Here is a 22,302-nt window from a genome sequence, read left to right on the forward strand (position 1 = left end):
GGTCTCAGGCCGCGGGGGAGGCGTGCGGCCGGGACGTTCGGGAGCGTGCGGCCTCACGGGCCGCGGCGCGGACGCCGTCACGGGTGATGACGGCGACGTAGTCGCTGACGCGCCGGGCAAAGTCATTGCTCTCGGCAAGTTCTGTGGAGAACACCTGGCCGATCGCCGACCGGACCAGGTCCTCGGTACTGCGGGAGTGCGCCGCGAGCGCCCCGAGCCGCTCGCGGGCCGGGTCGACCATGGCCCGCGCGTGCGGACCCGGATCGAACCCGGACAGGGGTACGACGCAACACAGCCAGGCGGCGCACGTCAGCGCGAGATGCTCCGGCATCACGCCCTGACGCAGGAGCTCCAGCGCCGGCGAAGGGATGCGCTGTGGCAGCTTGACAGATCCGTCGCTGCCGACCTGCTGGGTCCGGTGACCGAGCGCGTCGTTGGACCACCGCTCGAACAGTGACGCGATGTACGCGTCGATGTCGAATTCACGCGGCAGCGCGACCGTCGGCAGGTACTCGTCCTCTAGGACGGCCCGGGCCGCGGACTCGATGAAGCCGGTGGCGCGCGCCTCGGGGATGGTCGCGTGCCCGTCGAGCGCACCGAGGTACGCGATCAGCGAGTGCGTGCCGTTCAGCAGCCGGAGTTTCAGCAGCTCGTAGGCCTCGACCTCGTCGGAGAAGACCGCGCCGCCCGGCTCCCACGCCGGTCGCCCGGCGGCGAAGCGGTCCTCCATGACCCACATCGTGAACGGCTCGGCCGGCACCGGGCTGAGGTCGTGCACGCCCAGCAGTTCGTACGCCGCCGCACGGTAGGCGTCCGTCGTCGCCGGGACGATGCGGTCGACCATGGAGTTCGGGAACGCGACGTTCTCCGCGACCCAGCTCTCGGCCTTGCTGCCCTGCAGGAACTCGAGCACCAAACGCCGGGTCTGTGTCCCGTTCGACTGCATGTTGTCGCAGTTCAGGACGGTGATCGGAGCGCCGTGCGTCTCGGCCCGGCGTTCCAGGGCCCGCGCGATCTGCCCGATGACTGTGCTCGGTGTTGTGCCGGCGAGGTCCGCCACGATGCCGGGATGATCCAGCGCGAGCCGGTGCGTGCTCGGGTCCATGCAGTAGCCGTGCTCGGTCACCGTCATCGAGACGATGCGGGTGTCCTCGGCCGCGATCGCGTCGACCACCGCGGCAGGGTTGCTCGCGGCAACGATCGCGCCGGTGTGGACACCCGGCACGCTGATAGAGGAACCTCCGGGTGACAGTTCGAGCACCGAGTAGAGACCGTCCTGGCTGTTCATCGCGTCCGCAACAGCCGCCGAGCGGCTCGCGACGCCGAGGATGCCCCAGCCGTCGCCGGCCTGTGCGGTGTAGACGGCTTGGTGGGCCCGATGGAAGTTGCCGAGGCCGAGATGCACGATGCCGGTGCTGGTCGGCCGGGCGGTCAGCAGGTGCCTGGAAACCGAGGCGCGGTTCAAGGCGCTCACCAGTCGGTCACTGAGCCGTCGAGGCGGCGCGCGACGGGCAGATAGGCGGGTTCGTACGGGAACTTCGCGGCCAGCGCCTCGTCGACCTCGACCCCGAGGCCGGGCGCTTCGCCCGGGTGCAGGTAGCCGTCACTGAACGACCAGGCGTGCGGGAATACCTCGTGCGCAAGAGCGTCGTACCCCATGTACTCCTGGATGCCGAAGTTGTGCGTCGACAGCCCGAGGTGGACGCTCGCGCCGAACGAGACCGGGGAGACGTCGGACGGTCCGTGCGGCGCCGCCTTCACCTGGTACACGGCGGCGAGCGCGAAGATCGAGCGCAGGTGGCTGATCCCGCCGGCATGCGCGACCGCGACCCGGATGTAGTCGATCAGCTGCCCGGTGATCAGGTCCTTGCAGTCGTAGATCGAGTTGAAGACCTCGCCGATCGCGAGCGGAGTCGTGGTGTGCTGCCGCACCAGACGCAGCGCCTCCTGGTTCTCCGCCGGGGTGACGTCCTCGAGCCAGAACAGGTCCGCGGGTTCGAGTGCCTTGCCGAGCCGCGCGGCCTGCTGCGGCGTCAGCCGGTGATGGGCGTCGTGCAGCAACGCCAGCTCGGGGCCGACGTGCTCCCTCACCTTTGTCAGAACGGTGGGAACGTGACGCAGATAGGCATCCGTGTCCCACGACTCGACCACCGGAGCGGCACCACGCTTAGCGGGCTCGTAGCCAGCGGCCTCGCGATGCACGCCGTACACGGTCTCCAGGCCCGGTACGCCGGATTGCGCGCGGACCGCCCGGAATCCGTCTTCGCGGCGCGCGTCGACCTCGTCGAGCAGCTCGGGCAGCTCCCAGGCCGAGGCGTGCGTGTAGGCGAGGACGCGGTCGCGGACCGCGCCGCCGAGCAGCTGGTAGACCGGCATCCCAGCGGTCTTGCCCTTGATGTCCCAGAGGGCGAGGTCGACCGCGCTGATCGCGGCCATCGTGATCGGCCCGCGGCGCCAGTACGCCCCGCGATAGAGGTACTGCCAGGTGTCCTCGATCCGCGCCGGGTCGAGTCCGGTGAGCAACGGTCCGACGTGGTCGCGCAGGTAGCTCGCGACGGCGAGCTCGCGGCCGTTGACGGTGGCGTCGCCGTACCCGACAAGGCCGTCGGCGGTCTGCAGTTTGAGGGTGACGTAGTTGCGGCCGGGGCTGGTGAGGATGACCTCGGCGGCGATGATGCGATCGGTCATAGCGGTGCCTTCAGAGTTGGACGACGTTGCGCAGCTCGTTGCCTTCGGCAAGGGCGGTGAGGTTGGCGGCGATGTCGTGGATGCGGCCGCGGTACGTCTGGCGGGTGATCCCGGACAGGTGCGGTGTGACCAGGACGTTGTCCAGTTCCCCGAACGGGGCTTCGGCTGGTTGCGCCTGGTCGCCTCCGGACGGGTACGTGTACCAGACGTCGAGGGCGGCGCCGCGGATCGTGTGGTTGAGCAGAGCGTCGTACAACGCCTGTTCCTGGACGAGCGGACCGCGGGCGACGTTGACGAGTACGCCGTCTGCGCCGAGTTTGCTCAGCTCGGCGGCGCCGATGATGCCGCGGGTGGCTTCGGTCAGTGGCGCGCAGACGACGAGGACGTTCGACTCTTCGAGCAGGCGTGGGAGTTGGGTGATGTCACCGGCCCAGCTCAGGCCATCGGCTTTTCCACGGGCGGCCACGGCTTGGGCTTGTGCGCCGAAGGCTTGTAGCACTCGCCAGGTGGCTTGGCCGATGTGGCCGAAGCCGAGGAAGCCGACCTTCGCGCTCGACAGCGTCTGGGGTTGGGGGAGTGCCGCGTCGTACACGGGCGAGCGCCAACGGTTCCGGCGGAGGGCGGCGTCGGCCTGGGGGAGCTCGCGGCGCAGGGCGATCAGCGCCCAGACGATGTACTCGGCGATCGAGTCCTCGTGGTGATAGGTGTTCGCGACCGGTACGCCGGTTGCCTGGACGCGGTCGGTGCCGGCTCCGGCCACCTGCACGAGCCGGAGGCGCGGCGCGGCGTCCGCCATTTCCTGGGTGAACTCCGGACCTACCAGGACATCGGCGGTCTTCAACGCGTCGAGGAGCTCGTCCGGCAGCCACACCAGTTCGTCATGAGGCACCAGGCCCTCGAGTTCGGTGCGCAGGGGCAGGAGGTTTGCGTCGGTGATGACGACTCTCATCCGTCGCTCCGTTCGCGGCGTGCGGGGGTCCATCCGGCCACCGGGCCGGTGCTCTGGCGGACGACCAACTGGGTCGGCAGCGTGACGGCGCGTGGTTCGGCAGGTGCCTGGCCGGGCTCCGCGGTCAGCTGCTGGTGGAGCATGTCGATGCTCATCACGCCGGCTCGCGACATCGGGACCTGGATGCTGGTCAGCGTCGGACGGCCGACCTCCGCGAGCGGGGTGTCGTCGATGCCGATGACGCTCAGCTCGCCGGGCACCTCGACACCGAGTGCGGCCGCTCCGGCGATGATGCCCAGTGCCATCAGGTCGTTGTGGGCGATCACCGCGGTGGCTCCGGAGGCGACGACGCTGGCCGCCGCGGCCTGGCCGCCGGCCACCGTCTCCGCCTGCCAGCCGAGCACTTCCAGTTCGATGTCAGCCTGGTCGGCGAGCTGCCGGATCGCTTCCACCCGGGTCTGGTTCGACCAGGACAGCGGAGAACCTTGGGCGTAGGCGACGTGCTCGTGACCGAGGACGCGCAGGTACTCCAGCGCCTGGCGCAGACCGTCGGCGGCGTCCGGTACGACGCTGCTCGTCTCGTCGCTCGTCCGGTTCACCAGGACGAGCGGGGTGTCACCGCACAGCTCGACGATGTCGTGCGCGGGCAGCCGGGGTGAGCAGACGACGAACCCGTCGACCCGCTCGTGCAGTTCGCCGATGATCTCCCGCTCGCGGTCCGGGCTGCCGTCGGTGTCGGTCAGCACGACGGTCTGGCGGCGGTTCCAGCCGTGCGCCTGGGCGGCCTTGACGAAGCTCGCCCACACCGGGTTGCCGATGTCCGGGACGATCATCGCGACGGTCGCCGAGCGGGTCGGGAGCCCCGACCGGGAACGGCGGCCGGCCGAGGCGACGTACCCGATCTCCTCCGCGGCGCCGATGATCCGGCGCAGGGTGTCGCGGCCGATCCGGTCCGGGTCGCTGAACGCCCGGGACGCGGTCGACAACGACACACCTGCGCGCTGCGCGACGTCGGTCAGGGTGGGATTCACAGCTCGCTCCAGAGGTTGCGCCAAGGTTTCGCCAAGATTGCGGCAAGTTGCGCAACTCTGTCAAGAGCTGGTTCAGCTGTCGAGGAACTGGACCTCCGCGAGGTTGGTGAAGCCACCGTGCGAGTCGGCGATCCGGATCATCGGGTACGACGCCTGCGTGGCCAGCGGGAACGCGTACCACTGGTTGCCGTCGGTGATGCCGTTGATCGTGGTGAGCGTCGTCCAGCTGGTGCCGCCGTCGCTCGAGCCCTGGACGAGGTCGCCGTTCGCTCGTGCGGGGAAGTTGCTGCGGGGGCGGACACGGACGGCGTCGAAGGTCAGGTTCGTGCCGGCCGGGGGAGTGACGGTGACCCATCCGTTCCCGGAGGTGGTGTCGGTGAAGGTGTTGAGGTCCCCGTCGAACATCCGCCAGCCGTTGGCCTCGGGAGTTCCGACCCCGGGGAAGGCCGGACTGGAGGCGACTACCCAGCCTTGCTGGACTTCCACAGTTCGGACGCGGGTGTTCCAGAGTTCGAGCGCGGTGTCGTCTGTGGTGTCGATGATCGTCGCGCCGGCCTGGCCGCTCACGGTCGTGTAGTCGACGGTGAAGCGCAGCGGTCGCCCGTAGCCGACGTCGTCGGGCAGTTTGACCGTCGCAGTCCAGTGCAGGCCGTCCTGGCTCGTGACCTGAGCTTCGAGCCCTTCGATCGAGGCTTTGACCTGGCTCAGCGGTTCGGTGGCCGTCATCGTCAGCGTGACGGTGTCGCCGTTCTGCGCACGCTTCGGGTCGCTGCCGTCGGAGGCGATCGACACCGAGTTGATCGCCGTACTCATCTCCAGCCGCTGTCCGTAGATGTGGAACTCGCTGAAGCTCGACAGCCCCGGGTACGCCGGATCCGTCGGTACGCCGGGATGGTCGACCCGGATCTTGAGGAACCGGAAGCTGTGGCCGAGGGCGTCGTCGCGGACCGGGATCCGCTCGAGTGCGAAGCCTTGCTCGGAGGTGTCTGTGGTCTCGCGCGAGGTGAGCAGGATCCAGGCCCGGCCGTCGTTCGACCCGTACACGTTCGCGCCCTGAGTGCGGTTGCCGAAGTTGTACCGCGCCTGCAGCCCGAACGCGTCGGCCGCGACCCGGAAGCCGGCGCCGACGTCGATGATCGCGGGAGCGGTCAGGTCGCCGGAGAAGGTGTTGAAGTCCCCGTCGAGCATGTTGCCCAGGGCAACCTGAGACAGCGACGCCGAGGTCGCGCGACCCCAGTAGTCGAACGAGCCGTCGTCCGGCATCGTCGGTGTCAGCTTCTCGAGCCGGCCGACCGCGGCCTGCAACGCGACAAGATCCGCGGCGAAGGTCGCCGGGTCGGCGCTCGCGAGGTCTGCCTCAGCAGCTGCCTTAGCCGTGTCGACGGCGGAGCGCGTGCCTCGGACGTACGTCGTACCTGCGTCGTAGCCCACGAGCGCCGCGGTCACGGCGTCCTGACGGGTCGCGCTGACGCTCAACCGCACACGGAGTACGGCGTCTGTAACCGGGTCGGATGCGACGACGAAGGTGTTGTGGTCACCGACCTGGCTTGCGGTCGGCGTCCAGGTCAGCACGCCCGTTCCCTGGTCGAGCGATGCGCCTGCCGGAAAGTTGGCTCCCGAGCTGTAGGAGACTGCATCGGCTGCCGAGAGCTTTGTGGACAAAGGCTCGCCGGCAATCGCGAGCAGTCTCACGTCCGAGCCCTGCGCGAACTGTGGAGGCGTGAGCTGGGTCTTCGCCTGGAGGTTGATCGCGTCGATGTCGACCGCGACCTCGGGCGATCCGACGATTGTGTAGTAGGCGAGGGACTCGCCGCCGGCACTGCCACGGAGTTTGCTCGTGTCCATGTCGTAGGTGACGTACCGCCAGGCGCCGTGCGTGTTCGGAAGCGTGAGCGTGTAGTACGGCGCGAGCCCTTGCTGCTTCCTGATCTGCAAGGTCGCCGAACCGTTCGTGCGGATCAGTACGCCGACCGGGCTGTAGCCGTTGCGGTTGTCGTACAGCAACGTCCGTACGGCGATCGTCGTACCAGCGGACCGAGCCCGCATCCGGACGAACCCGCTGCCCACCGACGTACCAGGAGTGAGGGGAGTGGTTCTCGTCTCCGCCTGCACGAGGGCGTCGCGTTGGACCGGGGGCGCCGATCCGGCGACGGAGGCGGGGAAGGACAGCCAGGAATCCGGGTTGAAGTCCGGGTTGCTGTTCCAGAAGTTGTACGGCGCCGTACCCCAGTAGAACTGCGCGCCGGCGTCCTGGGTCGTGGCCAGCTCGGTGATGCTCGGGGCGATCTTGGTGATGTCCGAGCCGAGCCTCTGCTTGTAGATGGTGTAGAGCTCGTTGGTCGGGTCGAAGATCCGGCCGCGGTACGCCTGGGACAGCACGCCGCCGCGCTGGGTGGTGTCGATCCACGGGATCGTCTTGCCCATCATGAACGCGAAGAACTGTTCGGAGCCACGCAGTAGCCGGTCGCCGCCGAACGCGTAGACCGAGACCGCGTCCCGCCGCGTCGACACGGTGCCGCGGACCGGGTCCAGCTTGGTTCCCTGGATGTCGATGACGCGGGCGAGCTGGGTCAGCATCGTGACGTCGTCCCAGGCGTGGGCCTGGTCGCGTCCCATCTCCTGCAACTGGACGAACGTCTTGTCGTACGGGTTCCTCGGATCGTTCTTCGCGATCACCGGCATCACCTTGCTGAGCGCGCCGTTGGTGTCGTCGTCAGGGTTGGTCGAGTTCACCGAGAACCACTCGACCGCCTCGCGGTAGCGCGGGAGGTTGTCGGTGAAGACGTAGCCCGCGATCGCGCCGATGAGCGAGTAGCTGTGCTGATTCATGAAGTTGCGGTTGCGGTAGAGGAAGGTCTGCGTGAGCGGCACGATCAGGCTGCCGGTGAGATCTGCGGTGTCTGTGTCGTTCCATCCGAGGTCGTAGCCGTCGGCGGCCGGTGCCGTGACGGTCGAGTAGCGCACGATCTCGGCGGCCGCGAGCATCCGCATCAGCGGCGCTCCGCTGTGGATGTGCGCGTCGGGGTAGTAGACGTAGCCGGCGGGATCCATGTGGGCCCAGATCCGGATCAGCTTGAGGCTGTTCTCGCGGTAGACCGGGTCACCGGTGATGAAGTACAGGATCGACTGGGTGTAGGCGCGGAACGCGTCGTCGATGAACCTCGCCTGGATGCCCTGGGAATTGAAAGCATTGCTGGCCGGCCGGTCGACGACGGTGCCCTGGTTCTTGGAGCTGAAGGTCCGGGAGGCGTACGTCGTTGCGCTCATCGCGGCGTAGTACGACGCCCACGGCTCGACGCCGGCCCGGGTCTGCGTGCGGGCGAGTTCGAGGGACGACGCGCTCACGGCCAGTCCTGGATGGACGAAGCCAGCGCTCGAGGTGACCGGGGTGAGCGTTGGCAGCGCGGTGGCCGCCGAGGGTGTGGCGGCCACCGGTACGACTCCGACGGCTGCTAGGAGCGCGGTCAGGGCCGTGGCCAGTGCGGTCAGTTTCAGGACAGGCATCGGACGCTCTCCAGTGTTGTGACGGCCCGCCTGTGCTTATGGAAGGCGGGGGAGCGGTCGGAGCCTCGCATCGCGCCTCGGTGGCCGCCAGCGGGTGGCAGCCTCCGAAAATTTTGGTCCCCTGATAGTTAACGTTTTCTATGCCAGCCTGACGGCATGCCTCCTGCACCCGAAAAACTGCCGGCGCTCGTCGCCATGTCCCCCGAGCACTGGCCGCAGCTGTTCCCGGCGGATGTCCGCCGGCGACTGGAGCAGTTCGCGCTCGTCGATCCGGCCGATCCCGTCGACCGGTTCGACGATCCGCGCGTCGTGGATCGCCTGGCCGAGGCGGAAGTTCTGATCACGGGGTGGGGATGCCCGGTCGTCGACCGCCAGATCCTGGAGGCTGCCCCGAAGTTGCGCGCGGTGCTGCACGCCGCGGGGAGCGTGAAGGGCCACCTGAGCCGCGAGGTCTGGGAGCGCGGCATCGTCGTCTCGTCAGCGGCAGCGGCCAACGGCGTACCGGTCGCGGAATTCACGCTGGGCACGATCCTGCTGGCCGGCAAAGGCGCCTTCGACCTGCGGGAGCGCTATCGCCGCGAGCAGTCGTTCGAGCTCGGCTACATCCACCCGGACGTCGGGAACAACGGCCGTACCGTCGGACTGATCGGCGCCTCGCGCATCGGCCGGCAGGTGCTGGATCTGCTGCGCCCGTTCGGGTTCCGGGTCCAGGTGTACGACCCGTACGCCGGGAATCTCGACGTACCGACCGTCGACCTCGGGACGCTGCTGAGCACGAGCGACATCGTCAGCGTGCACGCCCCGTTGACCGCGGAGACCCATCATTTGCTGGGGCGATCGGAGCTCGCTCTGCTGCGGGACGGTGCGACGCTGATCAACACGGCGCGCGGGCAACTGATCGACACCGGCGCGTTGACCGCTGAGCTGGTCTCCGGGCGAATCACGGCGGTGCTCGACGTCACGGAGCCCGAACCGCTGCCGTCCGGATCGCCCCTGTTCCAGCTTCCGAACGCGTTCGTCACGCCGCACATCGCCGGCTCGCACGGCAACGAACTCGCACGTCTCGGCCTGTGCGTCGCGGACGAACTGGGGCGCTTGGTGGCCGGTGAGCCGCTCCGCTTCGGGGTCGGCGTTGCCGACCTGGATCGCGGCGCCTGATCGCAAAAGGCAACGATTGCCACGCCTTGACACGTCTGAAAGCCAGCGCTACCTTCTCGGCAGATGGAAAGCGCTTTCTAGATCCTGGTGAAGGAGCCGCTCCCATGACTACTCGAACCCCCGTGCGCTCCAGCCTGTGGCTGGGATTGCTGGCGGTCCCCGCGGTCGCGTTCTTCCTGGTGTTCAGCTACGCGCCGATGGCCGGCCTGGTGGTGGCGTTCAAGGAGTTCGACATCAGCGAGGGCATCTTCGGCAGCCCGTGGAACGGCCTGGACAACTTCCGCTACTTCTTTGCCTCCGGTGACGCGCAGCGGATCCTGGTCAACACCATCGTGCTGAACGTGCTGTTCCTCGCCGCGACGCTCGCCGCCGGCGTGACGCTGGCGATCATGCTGAACGAGATCCGCGGCCGGTTCTTCAAGCGGGCGGCGCAGTCGACGATCTTCTTCCCGTACTTCGTCTCGCCGGTCGTCATCGCGATCATGCTGCAGGTCCTGCTGTCCGGGCCGGCGGGATCCGGGGGCGTCGTCAACGACGCGCTGGCCGGCTTCGGGCTGCCGACGGTCAGCTGGTACACGGAGCCGGGACCGTGGCCGTGGATCCTGACCTTCGTCAAGGTCTGGCAGATGGGCGGCTACATGAGCGTCATCTTCCTGGCCGCGATCACCTCGATCCCGGAAGACGTCTACGAGGCCGGCCAGATCGACGGCGCGAGCCGGGCGCAGATGGCGCTCCGGATCACCCTGCCGCTGCTGAAGCCGACGGCCGCGGTCCTGCTGGTGCTCGGTGTCGGCCGGATCTTCTACGGAGACTTCGGCACGATCTACGCGATCGTCGGCGACAACGGCACGCTCTTCCCGACGACCGACGTGATCGACACCTACGTGTTCCGCTCCCTGCGCCAGATCGGTGACTTCGGCACCACCGCGGCGATCGGCCTGTTCCAGTCGGTGGTCGGTTTCGTTCTGGTGTCGACCGCGGTGCTGATCCAGCGCCGGTACTCGAAGGAGACGAGTCTGCTGTGACGACCATGACCTCGAGCCTGGCCAAAGCCGCCGGCCGGACAGCGGCCAAGCGGCGCTCCGGTGGCTGGGAACCGTTCACCGTCGTCAGCGTCATCGGCGTCGCGTTGTTCATGCTGGTCTGCCTGATTCCGTTCTGGGTGATCCTGTCCGGCTCGTTCACCGACGAGCAGACCCTGGCAGGCAAGGGATACAGCTTCATCCCGCAACCGTTCTCAACAGCGGCGTACAAACTGATCTTCACCGGGCCGACGCTGGTCAGCGCGTACGTCGCCAGCATCGTCATCACTGTTGCCGGGACGGTGCTCGCGCTGAGCATCACGTCCGGGCTGAGCTGGGTGATCGCGCGGCGACTGCCTTACGTCAGCCGGCCGTTGGCGATCTTCGCCTACATCCCGATGCTGTTCGCCGGGGGTCTCGTCCCGCTGTACCTGCTGGTCACGCAGTACCTCAAGCTGCAGAACAGCTACCTCGCGGTGATCCTTCCGTTGCTGGTGGCACCTTTCCTGGTCTTCATCCAGGTCTCGGCGTTCCGCCAGCTGCCGGAGGAGATCCTCGACTCGGCCCGGGTCGACGGCGCGGGGGAGATGCAGATCTTCTTCCGGATCGGACTGCCGTTGTCCAAGCCGATCCTGGCCGTCGTCGGCCTGTTCTACGCGGTCCACTACTGGAACGAGTGGTTCACCGCACTGCTGTTCATCTCGGACGTCCACAAGTACCCGCTACCGCTGCTGTTGCAGAACCTGATCTCGAACGTCTCGTTCTCGCAGATGCTGCCGACAGCAGCAGCTCAGTCGACGCCGGTCTACCAGCTCCGGCTCGCCCTCACGGTCGTCACCATCGGCCCGATCCTGCTCGCGTACCCGTTCGCGCAGCGCTACTTCGTCAAAGGCATCACCTTGGGAGCCACCAAAGGCTGACGGTCTCCCACCACAACTTCTGGAGGCATTGTGCCCGCCACATCTCCCGCCGGCCTCAGCAGGCGCGGCTTCTTGGCCGCCGGCGGCGGCCTGTCCCTCGCAGCCATGCTCGGACTGAGCGGCTGCGGAGACTCGTCGTCACCGAGCTCCGGCAAGGCCGCAGACACCCTCGCCCTGCTGCTGCCCGGTGACACACCGACCGGCTGGGACGCGATCCTTGCCAAGGTCAACGAGAAGCTCAAGAAGGACCTGGGCTTCTCCATCGCGCCCCAGTTCGTCGCGTGGTCCAACTACCAGCAGCAGTCGCTGCTCAAGTTCACGGCCGGCGAGAACTTCGACACCGCGCTGCAAGCTCGCTGGCTGAACATGATCCAGCTCGTCGCCGGCAAGTCGCTGGTCCCCGTCGACGGCCTGATCAGCAAGTACCCGAACCTGAGCAAGACCCTGGACCCGCAACTGCTCGAGCAGAACAAGTGGTCCGGCAAGCTGTACGGGATCCCGCAGGTGAACTCCGCCGCACGGTTCCACCACTTCACCGTCCGCCAGGACCTGGCCGACAAGCTCGGTATCGGTGAGATCTCGACGTTCGACCAGTTGGAGAAGTTCTGGTACGACGTCAAGCAGAAGGAGAAGCTCACTCCGATCGGCATCTCGTCCAACATGCCGAAACTCCTGGCGGCCTTCGCACCGGTCGGCTGGCTGAATCAGCACGACTGGGAGAATCCACACGTCAGCGTGCAGTTCTTCAGCGGCGGCTCGCTCCCGTTCTACCTGGCGCAGGACGGGAAGAGCACCGCGTCCGCGAAGCCGATCCCGTTCTGGGAGGTTCCGGGCGTCGTCGACGCGCTGCGCAAGATCCGCAAGTACTACCTGGACGGCATCATCAACAAGGACGCGCTGAACGTGGACTCGAGCACGATCAAGTCCCAGTTCGAGTCCGGCCGCATCGCGACCCGGTGGGCGATGACGGACGGGCTGTCGTCGCAGTCGCTCACGCCGCTGCGCAAGGCCGTTCCGACCGCGCAGATCGCGAACGTCGTACCGCTGCGTGGCGGCAAGGACGCCAAGCCGAACCAGACGTTCCAGGCCGACAACTTCGTCGTACTGAACGTCAAGGGCCGCAGCAACGAGCGGGCGATGCAGCTGGAGGACTGGGTCTCGATCAAGGAGAACCACGACCTGCTCAGCTACGGGGTCGAGGGCACGGACTGGAAGCCGGTGGGCGCGGACAAGTTCCAGCAGTTGTCGCAGTACAGCTTCCCCGGGTTCGCGCTGTGCTGGCGGCAGAAGCTCGAGCTCAAGATCAAGGACATCACGCCGACCGAGGAGGCGTGGTTCGACTGGGCACAGAAGTACGACAACTTCACGCTGGACCCGTACGCGTCGTTCGTGCCGGACGTGACACCGGTGAAACGTCAGGACAGCCAGGTCAACGCGGCGATGACGCAGTACGGCAATCCGTTGTGGATCGGTGCGGTCGACGTCGACAAGGGTCTCGACAACCTCAAGAAGGCGGTGGACAAAGCCGGTCTCGCCGAGCTGCAGGCAGAGATGGAGAAGCAGGCGAACGCGTATCTCAAGGGCCAGTGAGGCCGTCCTCGATGTCCGCCCCACGGAGGAAGCTGGCGGTGGTCGCGCGCGAGGCCGGCGTGTCGATCTCGACCGTCTCGAAGGTCTTGCGCGCCTACCCGGATGTCGCCCCGGCCACCAGGACCCGGGTACGAGAGGTACTGCGTCGCGCCGGGTATCCACTGGATTCCGATGCCGCTGGCAACCGTCGGGAGGAGTCCGAGCTGGTCGACGTGGTCGTCGCCAGTCAGAGCAGCGGCTGGGCCGGTGACGTACTGGCCGGCCTTGCCGACGCTGCCCGGGTGCCTGGGCTGGCTCTCGTCGTCACGACAGTGAACGGGCGAGAGCCAGTACCCCGGCTCTGGCTGGAACGCCTCTTCGCCCGCGGCACCCGCGGCGTAATCGGCCTCGACGTCGAGTTCACCGACACCCAACAGGCCTACCTCGCCGCCTACGACATCCCCTGCATCGCACTCGATCCCGCCCTATCGGCCTCGGAAGTGCTGACAGCCATCCTCGAAGGTACGCCGCCATACCCCCACTCCATGGCCGCCGGCTGACCCCAGCCTCCCACCGCCACCGCCCTTTCCGGAACCATCTGCCACTAGCCGACGAATTGTCACCGAAAACCTCCCGCCCACGGGCCAACCACCCCTCGAGCAGACGACGGGTTATCCCCGCGCCTTGGGGGTCCTCTACTGATACGCGAGGGGAGAACCCTGAACGCGAAGGGATAACCAGCTCTCGTGACGCATGTGTGGGTGAGTTGAGCCGATCGAACCGGCGGCTCCTCGAGCGAAGGTGGCGGAGGTGCCGGTGTGCAAGCTCGACAGGTAGTGCACCGGCGAGACACCGTACGCACGACCACGATCACGCTCAGGTGCACTACCCAGCCACCCGACATCTCCTGTCCAAAATGCACACACCGCCCCCACCCCAGTCACAAGAGCCGGCCAACCCCTCGCGTTGGGGTTCTCCATTTGGAATGTCGTGGCTAGTCGCGTCGGGTGACTGAGTTGCGGACTACTACGTGGGTGGTGAAGAGGCGGTGGGCTCCGGTCCAGTTGGGTTGTTGGTGCTGGGAGTCGAGTGCGATGTTCGCGGCCGCTCGGCCGAGTTCCTCGTAGGGGACGTGGACCGAGGTGAGTCTGGGGCGGAGGTCCTGGGCCAGTTCGACATCGTCGTAGCCGACCACCGAGAGGTCCTCGGGGACTCTCAGGTCGAACTCGGCGGCAGCGGCGTACACGCCCGCGGCTACGACGTCGGTGGCCGCGAAGACCGCGGTGAAGTCCTGTCCGGCGGCCAGCCGGTTCTTCGTCAGCTGATAGCCAGAGGCCCGGGTGAAGACCCCGTGCTCGACGAGCTCCGGAGCGTCCGGTACGCCGAAGTCGTGGAGGGCCCGTCGATGTCCGGCCAACCGCTGCATGCTGGTGCTCTGACGCTCGGGACCGGCGATGAAGAGGGTTCGGCGATGCCCCTGCGACAACAGGTGGCTGGTCATCGCGTAGGCGCCTTGCTCGTTGTCGTACTCGATCACGGCGGAGGGTACGTCGTCGCCCAGCGGAGGTCGTCCACACAACACCAGCAGGGATCCGGCGGAGTGAAGTGAGCGGGCGAGGTCGGTCATCTTCGCGCGATAGTCGACTGCTTCGTTGGTGACACCACCGATCAGGATCACAGCGCCGGCGCGCTGCTCACGCATCAGCCGCACCAGGGCGAGCTCGCGCTCCGAGTCGCCTTGGGTGGTGCCGATCAGGCTCAGCCATCCACGCCGCGACGCCTCTTGCTCGACACCGTGTGCCGCGTCCGCGAACGACTGGCCGCGTACGTCGGCCAGGATGAAGGCGATCGTCTTCGTCTGGACTCCGGCCAAGGCCCTGGCGTGGGTGTTCGCGGAGTAGTTGAGCTCGCGGATCGATCGCTGGACGCGCTGGTTCGCCGATCGGGAGACCGGGTAGTTGCCGGCCAGGACGCGGGAGACTGTCGCAGGCGACACCCCGGCGTGCGCGGCGACGTCGGCCAGGGTGGGTGAGCTCGAGGACTTGCGCCTGCCGGACCCCGGCGCACTGCTGTTGGCCATGGTTCTCCTAGCGCTCCTTAGTGTCCCGTCAGCGCCGACGGGACACTGGGCGGGGCGGTCGACTTCCTGATCACCACGTGCGTCCCGAGCATCAGGTGCTGATCCTGCGCGTAGTCGTCCCGATGCAGCGCGAGCCGTACGGCGGAACGCCCGAGCTCCTCGTGCGGGATGTGGACCGTGGTCAACGGCGGATTGAGATCGGCGCTCTGCGGAATGTCGTCGTACCCGGCGACGGAGATGTCCTCAGGAATCCGAAGCCCGGCCTCGTGGAGCGCGGCGAGGACACCGCTTGCGACGATGTCCGTGATGCCGACGACGGCGGTCATGCCGGTGTCGCGGGTCAGCAGGGCCTTGGTCTGGCGGTAGCCGGACTCGCGATCGAAGGTGCCGCCGGCAACGAGGCCGGGATCGACGGTCAGGCCGTGCGCCGCGTGGGCGCGGGTGAAGCCGTCGAAGCGTGCGCTGGTCGTGGTGTGGTCCGGCTCGGCGGCGCCGACGAACGCGATCCGGCGATGGCCGAGCGAGAGCAGGTAGTTCGTCACCGCGAACGCGCCGCCCTCGTTGTCGTACTCGACGACCGTAGCCGGTGCGTCCGGGCCGATCGGCGGGCGGCCGCACAGCACGAGGCGCGAGCCGACCCGCTCGAGGGAGCGGGCGATCTGTGCCATCCGCTCGAGGTGTTCCGGCGTACGCAGGCCGCCGCCGACCAGCACCACTGCCTCGGCCTGTTGCTCGCGCATCAGTTCGATGAGTTCGAGTTCGCGATCGGCATCGCCGTGATGGGTGCAGACCAGACACACCCGGCCTTCGGCGGTGGCCTGCTGCTCGACGCCTTGCCCGATGTAGGCGAACAGCGGACCGACCAGGTCGCGGACGATGAACGCGACGGTCCGGGTCGAGCCGCCGACCAGGGCACGGGCCTGTGCGTTGATCACGAAGTCGAGGTCCTGCACGGCTCGGAGCACACGTTTCCGGGTCGAGGCGCTGACCGGGTAGTTCCCGGCGAGCACCCGCGACACCGTCGTGGCGCTCACGCCCGCGGCCGCCGCGACGTCCTTCACCGTCGGACGGCTCCCGAGGCTCACTCCGGCCACGCGCCAACCCCTTTGTCCGTCGAAAATTTCTGTCCGGGCCTTGCCCTGACTTCGTGTAGAAAACGTTAACTATGCTGCCATTCATGGCGGCGAATGTCGAAGCCCGCGGGGTGCCGATCTGGCTGAATGAAACCGGTACGGGTGATCCGCTGCTGTTCGTCCATGGCTGGGGCGGTGACAGCCGCGCGTGGAGCGGCCTGACCTTCGAGAGGCATCGGGTGATCACGGTCGATCTCCGCGGACATGGGCGTTCGCCGGTACTTCGGCACGGGTATCGGCCGGCGGACTACGCGGCAGATCTCGCGGTGCTCGTCGAACGGCTGGAACTCGGTCCTGTCGTGGCGGTCGGGCATTCGATGGGCGGGCAGATCGTCGCGGAGCTCGCACTGGAACGTCCTGACCTGGTCGCGGCGGTCGTGGTCATCGATCCGGCGTACGGCGCGGACGAGGCCGAGGCAGCCACCTTCGAGCAGCGTCTGGCCGCGCTCCGGAACGACGGACCGGACGCGGCTGTCCGCCAACTCGGATTGCCTGCCGGCGCCGTCCGTGACCAGTTGCTCGCGACACCGGGGCACGTGCTCGCCGAAAGCTACGCGGGGATGTACACGGACCCAGATGCGTTCGGCGCACGCCCGGCCGCTGCCGCTCGACTGGCCGGCTTGACCCAACCACTCCTGTGCATCCGCCCGACCTCCGCGATGGCTGCCTGGGACATCGGCCTGACTCTGCCCTACGGCTCACGAGTCGTCCTCTGGAACGGGTGCGGCCACTTCCTCCACCACGAGCGTCCACGCCAGTTCGTCGACCTGGTCGACAGCTGGCTTGCCTCACTGCCCGAGGCCAAAACTGCTTGTGTGGTGGGGCGGTCCGCAGGACTCTGATCAGAGTGACTACACGTGGGCTGCACTTCAAGAAGGCCTTCTTTGATCTGCAAGCCTTCTGGGTCGAGCGTGTCGTCGAGCTTGCGGACGTTGATCGACTCACTGCATGGCATGACTGGACCAGCACGGCAGCGCTGGTGAACTCCGATGGATGGCACGCGATAGATGAAGCGGTCCACAACGGTGATCCGGCCGCGGTAGCACACCGATCATGGCTTGCCCTCCGAGCGACATTGGGTGCTGCGCAGCACGGGTGCTTCTGGTACGAGGTCGAAGACGAGGGCCGGCAGATCCGGCTGCATTTCGCGAACCGCGAGGGGCCTGGCGCCCTAGGTTCCGGCCGACGTGCAGCCCGTCGTGCGGAGTTGGCCAGTGCCTTGGATGCTGCCTGCAGGGCTGCGCCGCGTGCCGATCGGCTCCGTGGCGGCTCGTGGCTGTACCACGTTCCAGGATATCGGGCACTGTTCCCGCCGCGCTTCCTGGCAGGAGCGGTCGAGGCCGACTCTCGACGCGAGGTTGGACAGCTGGCTCTGTGGGGGCAATTCGTCAGAGGTGACGGCGAGTTGTACCAGCCCCGTACCGACCCGTTCGTCCGCGCTTGCGAGCAAGCCACGCATGTCGGCGACCTCATCGCAGCCTTTCCGCTGAAGAAGCTGACCGTCATCGGAGCCCTCGACGATGTCCTCGCCTGGGTCAACCGCCAGTAACCCGAGCCCTGCGAAAGTTTCAGAGCGGGCTGGACGCCCGCGAGCCGTTGACCGGTTGTGGCTGCCGCTCATTAGCTTGGCCGCTCAAGCAGCGGTTCAGAGGAGAAGCGCAGATGCCGGAACCCGATGTGAATTCGTTGTCGACCGTAAGCCGCCGGACGTTGCTGATCGCCTCCGGCGGTTCGATGCTCGCGGCTCAGCTCGGCTCTCCGGCCACGTCGATCGCAGCACCCGCCGGCGCCACGGCACCGGCATCGTTCAGGCATCCGGGGTTGTTGCACGATGCGGACGACCTGGAGCGGATGCGGCAAGCTGTGGCTGACCAGGTGAGTCCGGCGTACGACGGTTTCCTGGCGATGGCGGCGCACAACAGGTCGTCGTACGACTATGTGATCCGCAACGTCGGCCAGATCACGTCGTGGGGTCGCGGCCCGGCGAACTTCATGAACGAGGCGGTCAGCGACTCGGGCGCCGCCTACCAGAACGCTTTGATGTGGTCGGCCACTGGTGATGTGCGGTACGCCGACAAGGCGCGCGACATCCTCGATGCCTGGTCGGCCAGCCTGACCGCGATTACCGGTGCGGATGGTCAGCTCGGGGTCGGTCTGCAGGTGTTCAAATTCGTCAACGCTGCGGAGATTCTGCGTTACAGCGGATACGGCGGCTGGACGGCGGAGGCTGTCCGGCGGTGCGAGGAGTCGTTCCGTAAGGTCTGGTATCCGGCGGTTTCGGGTTATGCGTTGTTTGCCAACGGCAACTGGGATCTCGCCGCTGTGCAGGCGGTTCTGGCGATCGCGGTGTTCTGCGACGACCGGGTGATGTTCGAGAACGCGGTGCGGTACGCCGTGGCGGGGGCGGGTAACGGCCGGATCGAGCACATTGTCGTGTCGGCGACCGGGCAGGGTCAGGAGAGTGGCCGATCGCAGTCCTACGCGCAGTTGGCGTTGGGGCTTCTGGCCAACTGTGCAGCCGTGGCCTGGAACCAGGGCGTCGACCTGTTCGGCAGGTTGGACAACAGGATCCTGAGCGGGTTCGAGTACACCGCTCGCTACAACCTGGGCGACGACACCGTGCCGTTCATGTCCGACCTCGACAGGACCGGGAAGTACATCAAGACGGCGATCTCGACGATCAACCGCGGTGCCTTCCAGCCGATCTACGAACTTGCCTACGCCCACTACGTCAGTCGGCGTGGGCTGTCTGCGCCGAACGTCGAACGGGTGGTGTTCCGCGGCGCCGGCGGCACGCGGTTCGTCGAGGGGAACAGCGACGACCATCCCGCGTGGGGCACCTTCACCCAGGCCCGTCCGGTCGTCTCCAGATCTGCTCCTGAGGCGGCACCCGGCGCTCCGAGCGGCCTGACGGCGCGGAGTTCCGACGCCGGCGTCGTGCTGACCTGGGCGGAGTCGGTCGAGCCGCGCAGCGGCGAGTCCGCGAGCAGCTACACGATCAGCAGAGCGACCGGCCGCGCGGGTGACTACGCGGTCGTGGCCGAAGGCATCCAGTCGACGACCTGGAGCGATGCCTCCGCCCGCGGACAGACGACGTACTCCTACAAGGTTCGGGCAGAGAACCCAGCCGGGTCGAGCAGTGAGTCATTGCCCGTGACGACCGCATGCCCGGATCCTTGGCTGAGCGAGGAAATCGGCCAGGTGGTGGTTCCGGGCGGTACAGGCTTCGACGGGGAAAGGTTCACCGTCGAAGCCGGCGGCTCGGACATCGGTGGCGAGCAAGACAGCTTCCGGCTCGTCTACCTGCCGTTGCGTGGTGACGGGGTCCTCACGGCGCGGGTGGTTCACCCGGTGAGTTCGCAGTACGCGACCGTCGGCGTGATGATGCGGCAGAGCCTGTCGGCGTCCTCGGCGCATGCCTCGATGCTGATCAAGGGGCTGCCGTTGCACACCTGGAGCGGTGTGTGGACGGTTCGGCCCGTCGGCGGGGGCTCCACGGTCGCGACGGGCAGCACCGTCGTACCGCCGACCCAACAGCACTGCATCACCGTCAACGCGGGCTTTCCGATCTCCGATCTCGGAGCCCTCCCGACGTCCGCGACCCCGTTGCCGCCGCCGTACGTCGAAGCGGCGAGCGACGGCTACCGGCTGCGGCGCCCGTACTGGGTCAGGCTCGTCCGTAGCGGAGACGTCCTGACCGGGCTCATCTCGCCGGACGGCAGCACCTGGACCGAGGTCGGCAGGTCCCGGATCAACCTCGGCCGCGACGTCTATGCGGGCCTTGCGGTCTGCGCGGGGATCGGCGTCGACGCGCCGTACGCCGAGTCCACCACAGCAGCCTTCGACAACGTGACCGTTCAGGACTGGTCGGGCGAGATCCCGTCCGCACCGCTGGGTGAACTGCGGGCCGGCAGCGCCGGCAGTGCGATCGAGCTGGCGTGGTCCGACCCGGACGTAGCCGCGACGTACACCGTCAAACGCCGGCACGCCGGTGGACCGTACCGGGCGATCGCCTCGGGCGTGGCGCCGATCGGGTTCGGCGTGGAGGCGCGCTACCGGGACGTCACGGCGGTGCCGGGCGAGAGCTACGACTACGTGGTTGCGAAGACGAATGCCGGCGGCACCGGGCCCGACTCGTCGAGTCTGACGGTGACAATGCCGAGGCCGGCCGTGCCGTCGATTACGAGCGCCGGATCCGCGTTCGCGAACACCGGCGCGGAGTTCCGCTTCCGGATTGCCGCTGGCAACGATCCGATCAGCTTCGCAGTGACAGGCCTGCCGGACGGTCTGTCCCTGGACCGGAAGACCGGTGTCGTCAGCGGCAGGCCGCGCAGGGCCGGGACGGCGAAGCTGGGTGTCTCCGCGCGCAATGCCGCCGGTACCGGCTCCGCGGAGGTCACGCTCACTGTTGGCGCACCTCCGCCGGCGCCATGGCAGTACGCCGATATCGGCGACTACGTGCTGGACGAGCGGCAACTCGGGAGCTTCAGCGCCGTAGCGATCCGGACACCGGGGATCACCAGCTACGACGGTCAGTTCACAGTTCGAGGCGCCGGCTCGGACCTGAACGTGATCGGGCAGGGCATGACGGCTCAGTACGTCTACCAGGCGGTGACCGGTGACGCGACATTCACGGCGCGGGTCGTGAGTCGGGGCGATGCCGGCAGGGTGGGCCTGCTGATGACCAAGTCGCTGTCACCGTTCGACCAGCTGTCGGGAGTGGTGCTCGCCGGCGGCACGCCACAGTTCGTTCAGCGACTGCGCGTGGCGACAGGCCTCGTGACCACGACCGGTACCGGTGCGCCCGGCTGGTTGCGCATCCGGCGTACCGGAAACACCTTCTCCGCGGAGGTTTCCACCGACGGCGAGAGCTGGACGCAGATCGGTGCGCCGGGACTGATCGAGACCTTCGGCTCCGCGCCGTACTACGTAGGTCTGGCCGTTGTCTCCGGCGCACCGTTCGCGCTCAGCACCGCCGTCTTCGACGACGTCTACTTGGCGTAGGCCAGCGTGCCGAAACCGGTCTGGTCGAAGCCGCCGCTCGTCGAGCCGTAGTCGCCGCCTCCGCCCTCAGGGCGGACCTGGGCGGCCATGGCCGAGATGTACGGCACCGAGAGGTACTTACGCCTGGTGTAGTGGAAGTGCAGGATCTCCCACACCGGCCGAATCTGGCCGCGGCTCGCGCTCGAGATGACGGTGTGTTCCTGATAGGCACAGTTCTGGCCGGTGCCCCAGGTGTACTTCGTGAACGGTACGTCCTGGCCGAGGTTGTACTTCGCGACGTACTGCGCTGCCTTCAGGAAGCGGTTGTTGTCGTATCCGTACAGGTCGTCACCCTGGTTCCAGGCCATCTCGCAGAACGCCCCCATCTGGCCCATCCCCATCATGGTGTGGCCCTGGTCGCGTCCCGACTCCTGCCATTGCGCGAGGCCCTGGTCGTCGTACACGAACGGCACGGCGTGCTTGATCGAGCCGTTGCCGGCGCCGGTCTTGAAGTAGTTGACCGCCTGGTCGTACTTCGCCGCGTCGTCGCAGAGGATGCCGATGGCAAGGATCGAGTTCATGGTGCACAGATCCCAGTTCGCCCAGTAGTTCGTGATACAGGCGTCGTTGTGGTTGGTCAGGAACGAGTTGTTCAGCGGGTAGAAGACGTTGAGCATCATGGTCTTGAACCGCGGCAGGTCGAAGCCCGGGTAACCGCGCATGAGCTCAGCGACATTCGCGAACTGGTACCCGTAGATGCCGGCCGCCAGGAACCGGTCTGCGTTGCCGGTGACCGTGGTCAGGGTCGATGACCACGCGTTGAGGATGTTGCGGGCGCAGTCGCCGTTCGCCGTGGATCCCTGGACCCACCAGCGCAGGGCGTTCTGGTAGGCGGCATGGATGTCGTTGTAGAGGATGGTGTAGTTCTCGCCGGTGCCGCCGCGGATGATCGTTGCCTGCGGCCTCGGTGTCCAGGTGGACTGCGCATGCGAGTTGGCGGTCAGGCGGTTCCAGCCGGACAGCCACGGGTCGTCGCCCGCCGCAACCCGGACCTTGGCCCGATTGAGGTCGCCCCAGTTGTGCAGCGCTCCGGGGTGGGTGAAGGTGGCCGGTGCGGCGTCTGCGGGACGGTCGAGTGCGGTGACGCCGGCCACGGCCGCTACTCCCGCAGCGGCCGCACCTCCGGCGGCTTTCAGAATGGTACGTCGATCGATCTCCTTCTCGTGCATGTCCTTCTCCTTCGGGGCGGTGGTGTGTACGCCGGC

At 67.4% G+C, this 22,302-nt stretch carries 16 protein-coding genes; 8 read left to right on the forward strand and 8 right to left on the reverse strand.

Annotated features, from left to right (window positions below):
* Positions 1–4: 4 nt before the first annotated feature.
* From EV649_RS36510 to EV649_RS36530, 5 genes are all read right to left on the reverse strand, one after another.
* Positions 5–1,474, reverse strand: coding sequence for a mannitol dehydrogenase family protein (locus tag EV649_RS36510; protein WP_198682892.1), 1,470 nt, complete (start codon positions 1,472–1,474; stop codon positions 5–7).
* Entirely contained in the window at positions 1,471–2,688 is a 1,218-nt protein-coding gene (gene manD / locus EV649_RS36515; protein WP_130388281.1) for a D-mannonate dehydratase ManD, read from the reverse strand. Before manD ends, EV649_RS36510 begins: the two co-directional genes overlap by 4 nt.
* A 10-nt stretch (positions 2,689–2,698) precedes the next feature.
* Positions 2,699–3,637, reverse strand: a complete 939-nt coding sequence (locus tag EV649_RS36520; RefSeq protein ID WP_130388282.1) for a 2-hydroxyacid dehydrogenase — start codon at positions 3,635–3,637, stop codon at positions 2,699–2,701.
* Positions 3,634–4,668 (reverse strand): LacI family DNA-binding transcriptional regulator, encoded by a 1,035-nt coding sequence (locus tag EV649_RS36525; RefSeq protein ID WP_130388283.1) that lies wholly within the window; start codon positions 4,666–4,668, stop codon positions 3,634–3,636. Before EV649_RS36525 ends, EV649_RS36520 begins: the two co-directional genes overlap by 4 nt.
* Before the next feature lie 72 nt (positions 4,669–4,740).
* Complete coding sequence (locus EV649_RS36530) at positions 4,741–8,172, reverse strand: putative Ig domain-containing protein (protein ID WP_130388284.1); 3,432 nt, start codon at positions 8,170–8,172, stop codon at positions 4,741–4,743.
* A gap of 156 nt (positions 8,173–8,328) precedes the next feature.
* Here EV649_RS36530 and EV649_RS36535 point away from each other — a divergent pair, with 156 nt between their 5' ends.
* From EV649_RS36535 to EV649_RS36555, 5 genes are all read left to right on the forward strand, one after another.
* Positions 8,329–9,330: a hydroxyacid dehydrogenase gene (locus tag EV649_RS36535; RefSeq protein ID WP_130388285.1), complete on the forward strand. Its 1,002-nt coding sequence runs from the start codon at positions 8,329–8,331 to the stop codon at positions 9,328–9,330.
* 104 nt (positions 9,331–9,434) lie between these two features.
* Positions 9,435–10,355, forward strand: a complete 921-nt coding sequence (locus tag EV649_RS36540) for an ABC transporter permease subunit (protein WP_130388286.1) — start codon at positions 9,435–9,437, stop codon at positions 10,353–10,355.
* 5 nt (positions 10,356–10,360) lie between these two features.
* A complete protein-coding gene (locus EV649_RS36545; RefSeq protein ID WP_241999191.1) occupies positions 10,361–11,272 on the forward strand; it encodes a carbohydrate ABC transporter permease in 912 nt (303 codons plus the stop codon).
* A gap of 30 nt (positions 11,273–11,302) precedes the next feature.
* Positions 11,303–12,862, forward strand: a complete 1,560-nt coding sequence (locus EV649_RS36550; RefSeq protein WP_130388288.1) for a DUF3502 domain-containing protein — start codon at positions 11,303–11,305, stop codon at positions 12,860–12,862.
* Positions 12,863–12,873: 11 nt separating this feature from the next.
* Positions 12,874–13,401 carry a LacI family DNA-binding transcriptional regulator gene (locus tag EV649_RS36555; protein WP_130388289.1) on the forward strand — a complete coding sequence of 176 codons (528 nt, stop codon included), beginning with the start codon at positions 12,874–12,876 and terminating at the stop codon, positions 13,399–13,401.
* Between the two features lie 434 nt (positions 13,402–13,835).
* Here the strand turns inward: EV649_RS36555 and EV649_RS36560 are convergent, their stop codons facing one another.
* Positions 13,836–14,921, reverse strand: a complete 1,086-nt coding sequence (locus EV649_RS36560; protein WP_130388290.1) for a LacI family DNA-binding transcriptional regulator — start codon at positions 14,919–14,921, stop codon at positions 13,836–13,838.
* A 17-nt stretch (positions 14,922–14,938) separates the two neighbouring features.
* Positions 14,939–16,015 (reverse strand): LacI family DNA-binding transcriptional regulator, encoded by a 1,077-nt coding sequence (locus EV649_RS36565; protein WP_198682893.1) that lies wholly within the window; start codon positions 16,013–16,015, stop codon positions 14,939–14,941.
* Between the two features lie 83 nt (positions 16,016–16,098).
* On the opposite strand from EV649_RS36565, the gene EV649_RS36570 reads away from it, so the two are divergent.
* From EV649_RS36570 to EV649_RS36580, 3 genes are all read left to right on the forward strand, one after another.
* Positions 16,099–16,896, forward strand: a complete 798-nt coding sequence (locus tag EV649_RS36570) for an alpha/beta hydrolase (RefSeq protein WP_157996382.1) — start codon at positions 16,099–16,101, stop codon at positions 16,894–16,896.
* A gap of 5 nt (positions 16,897–16,901) precedes the next feature.
* The gene (locus tag EV649_RS36575) at positions 16,902–17,603 is read left to right on the forward strand and encodes a hypothetical protein (RefSeq protein ID WP_130388292.1); all 702 of its coding nucleotides are present in this window, start codon (positions 16,902–16,904) and stop codon (positions 17,601–17,603) included.
* Between the two features lie 113 nt (positions 17,604–17,716).
* Complete coding sequence (locus EV649_RS36580; protein ID WP_130388293.1) at positions 17,717–21,058, forward strand: alginate lyase family protein; 3,342 nt, start codon at positions 17,717–17,719, stop codon at positions 21,056–21,058.
* Here the strand turns inward: EV649_RS36580 and EV649_RS36585 are convergent.
* A complete protein-coding gene (locus EV649_RS36585) occupies positions 21,046–22,266 on the reverse strand; it encodes an alginate lyase family protein (RefSeq protein WP_130388294.1) in 1,221 nt (406 codons plus the stop codon). The two genes, EV649_RS36580 and EV649_RS36585, sit on opposite strands and share 13 nt — an antisense overlap.
* Between the last annotated feature and the right edge of the window lie 36 nt (positions 22,267–22,302).

It is taken from the genome of Kribbella sp. VKM Ac-2569, from assembly GCF_004216905.1.
GTDB lineage: Bacteria > Actinomycetota > Actinomycetes > Propionibacteriales > Kribbellaceae > Kribbella.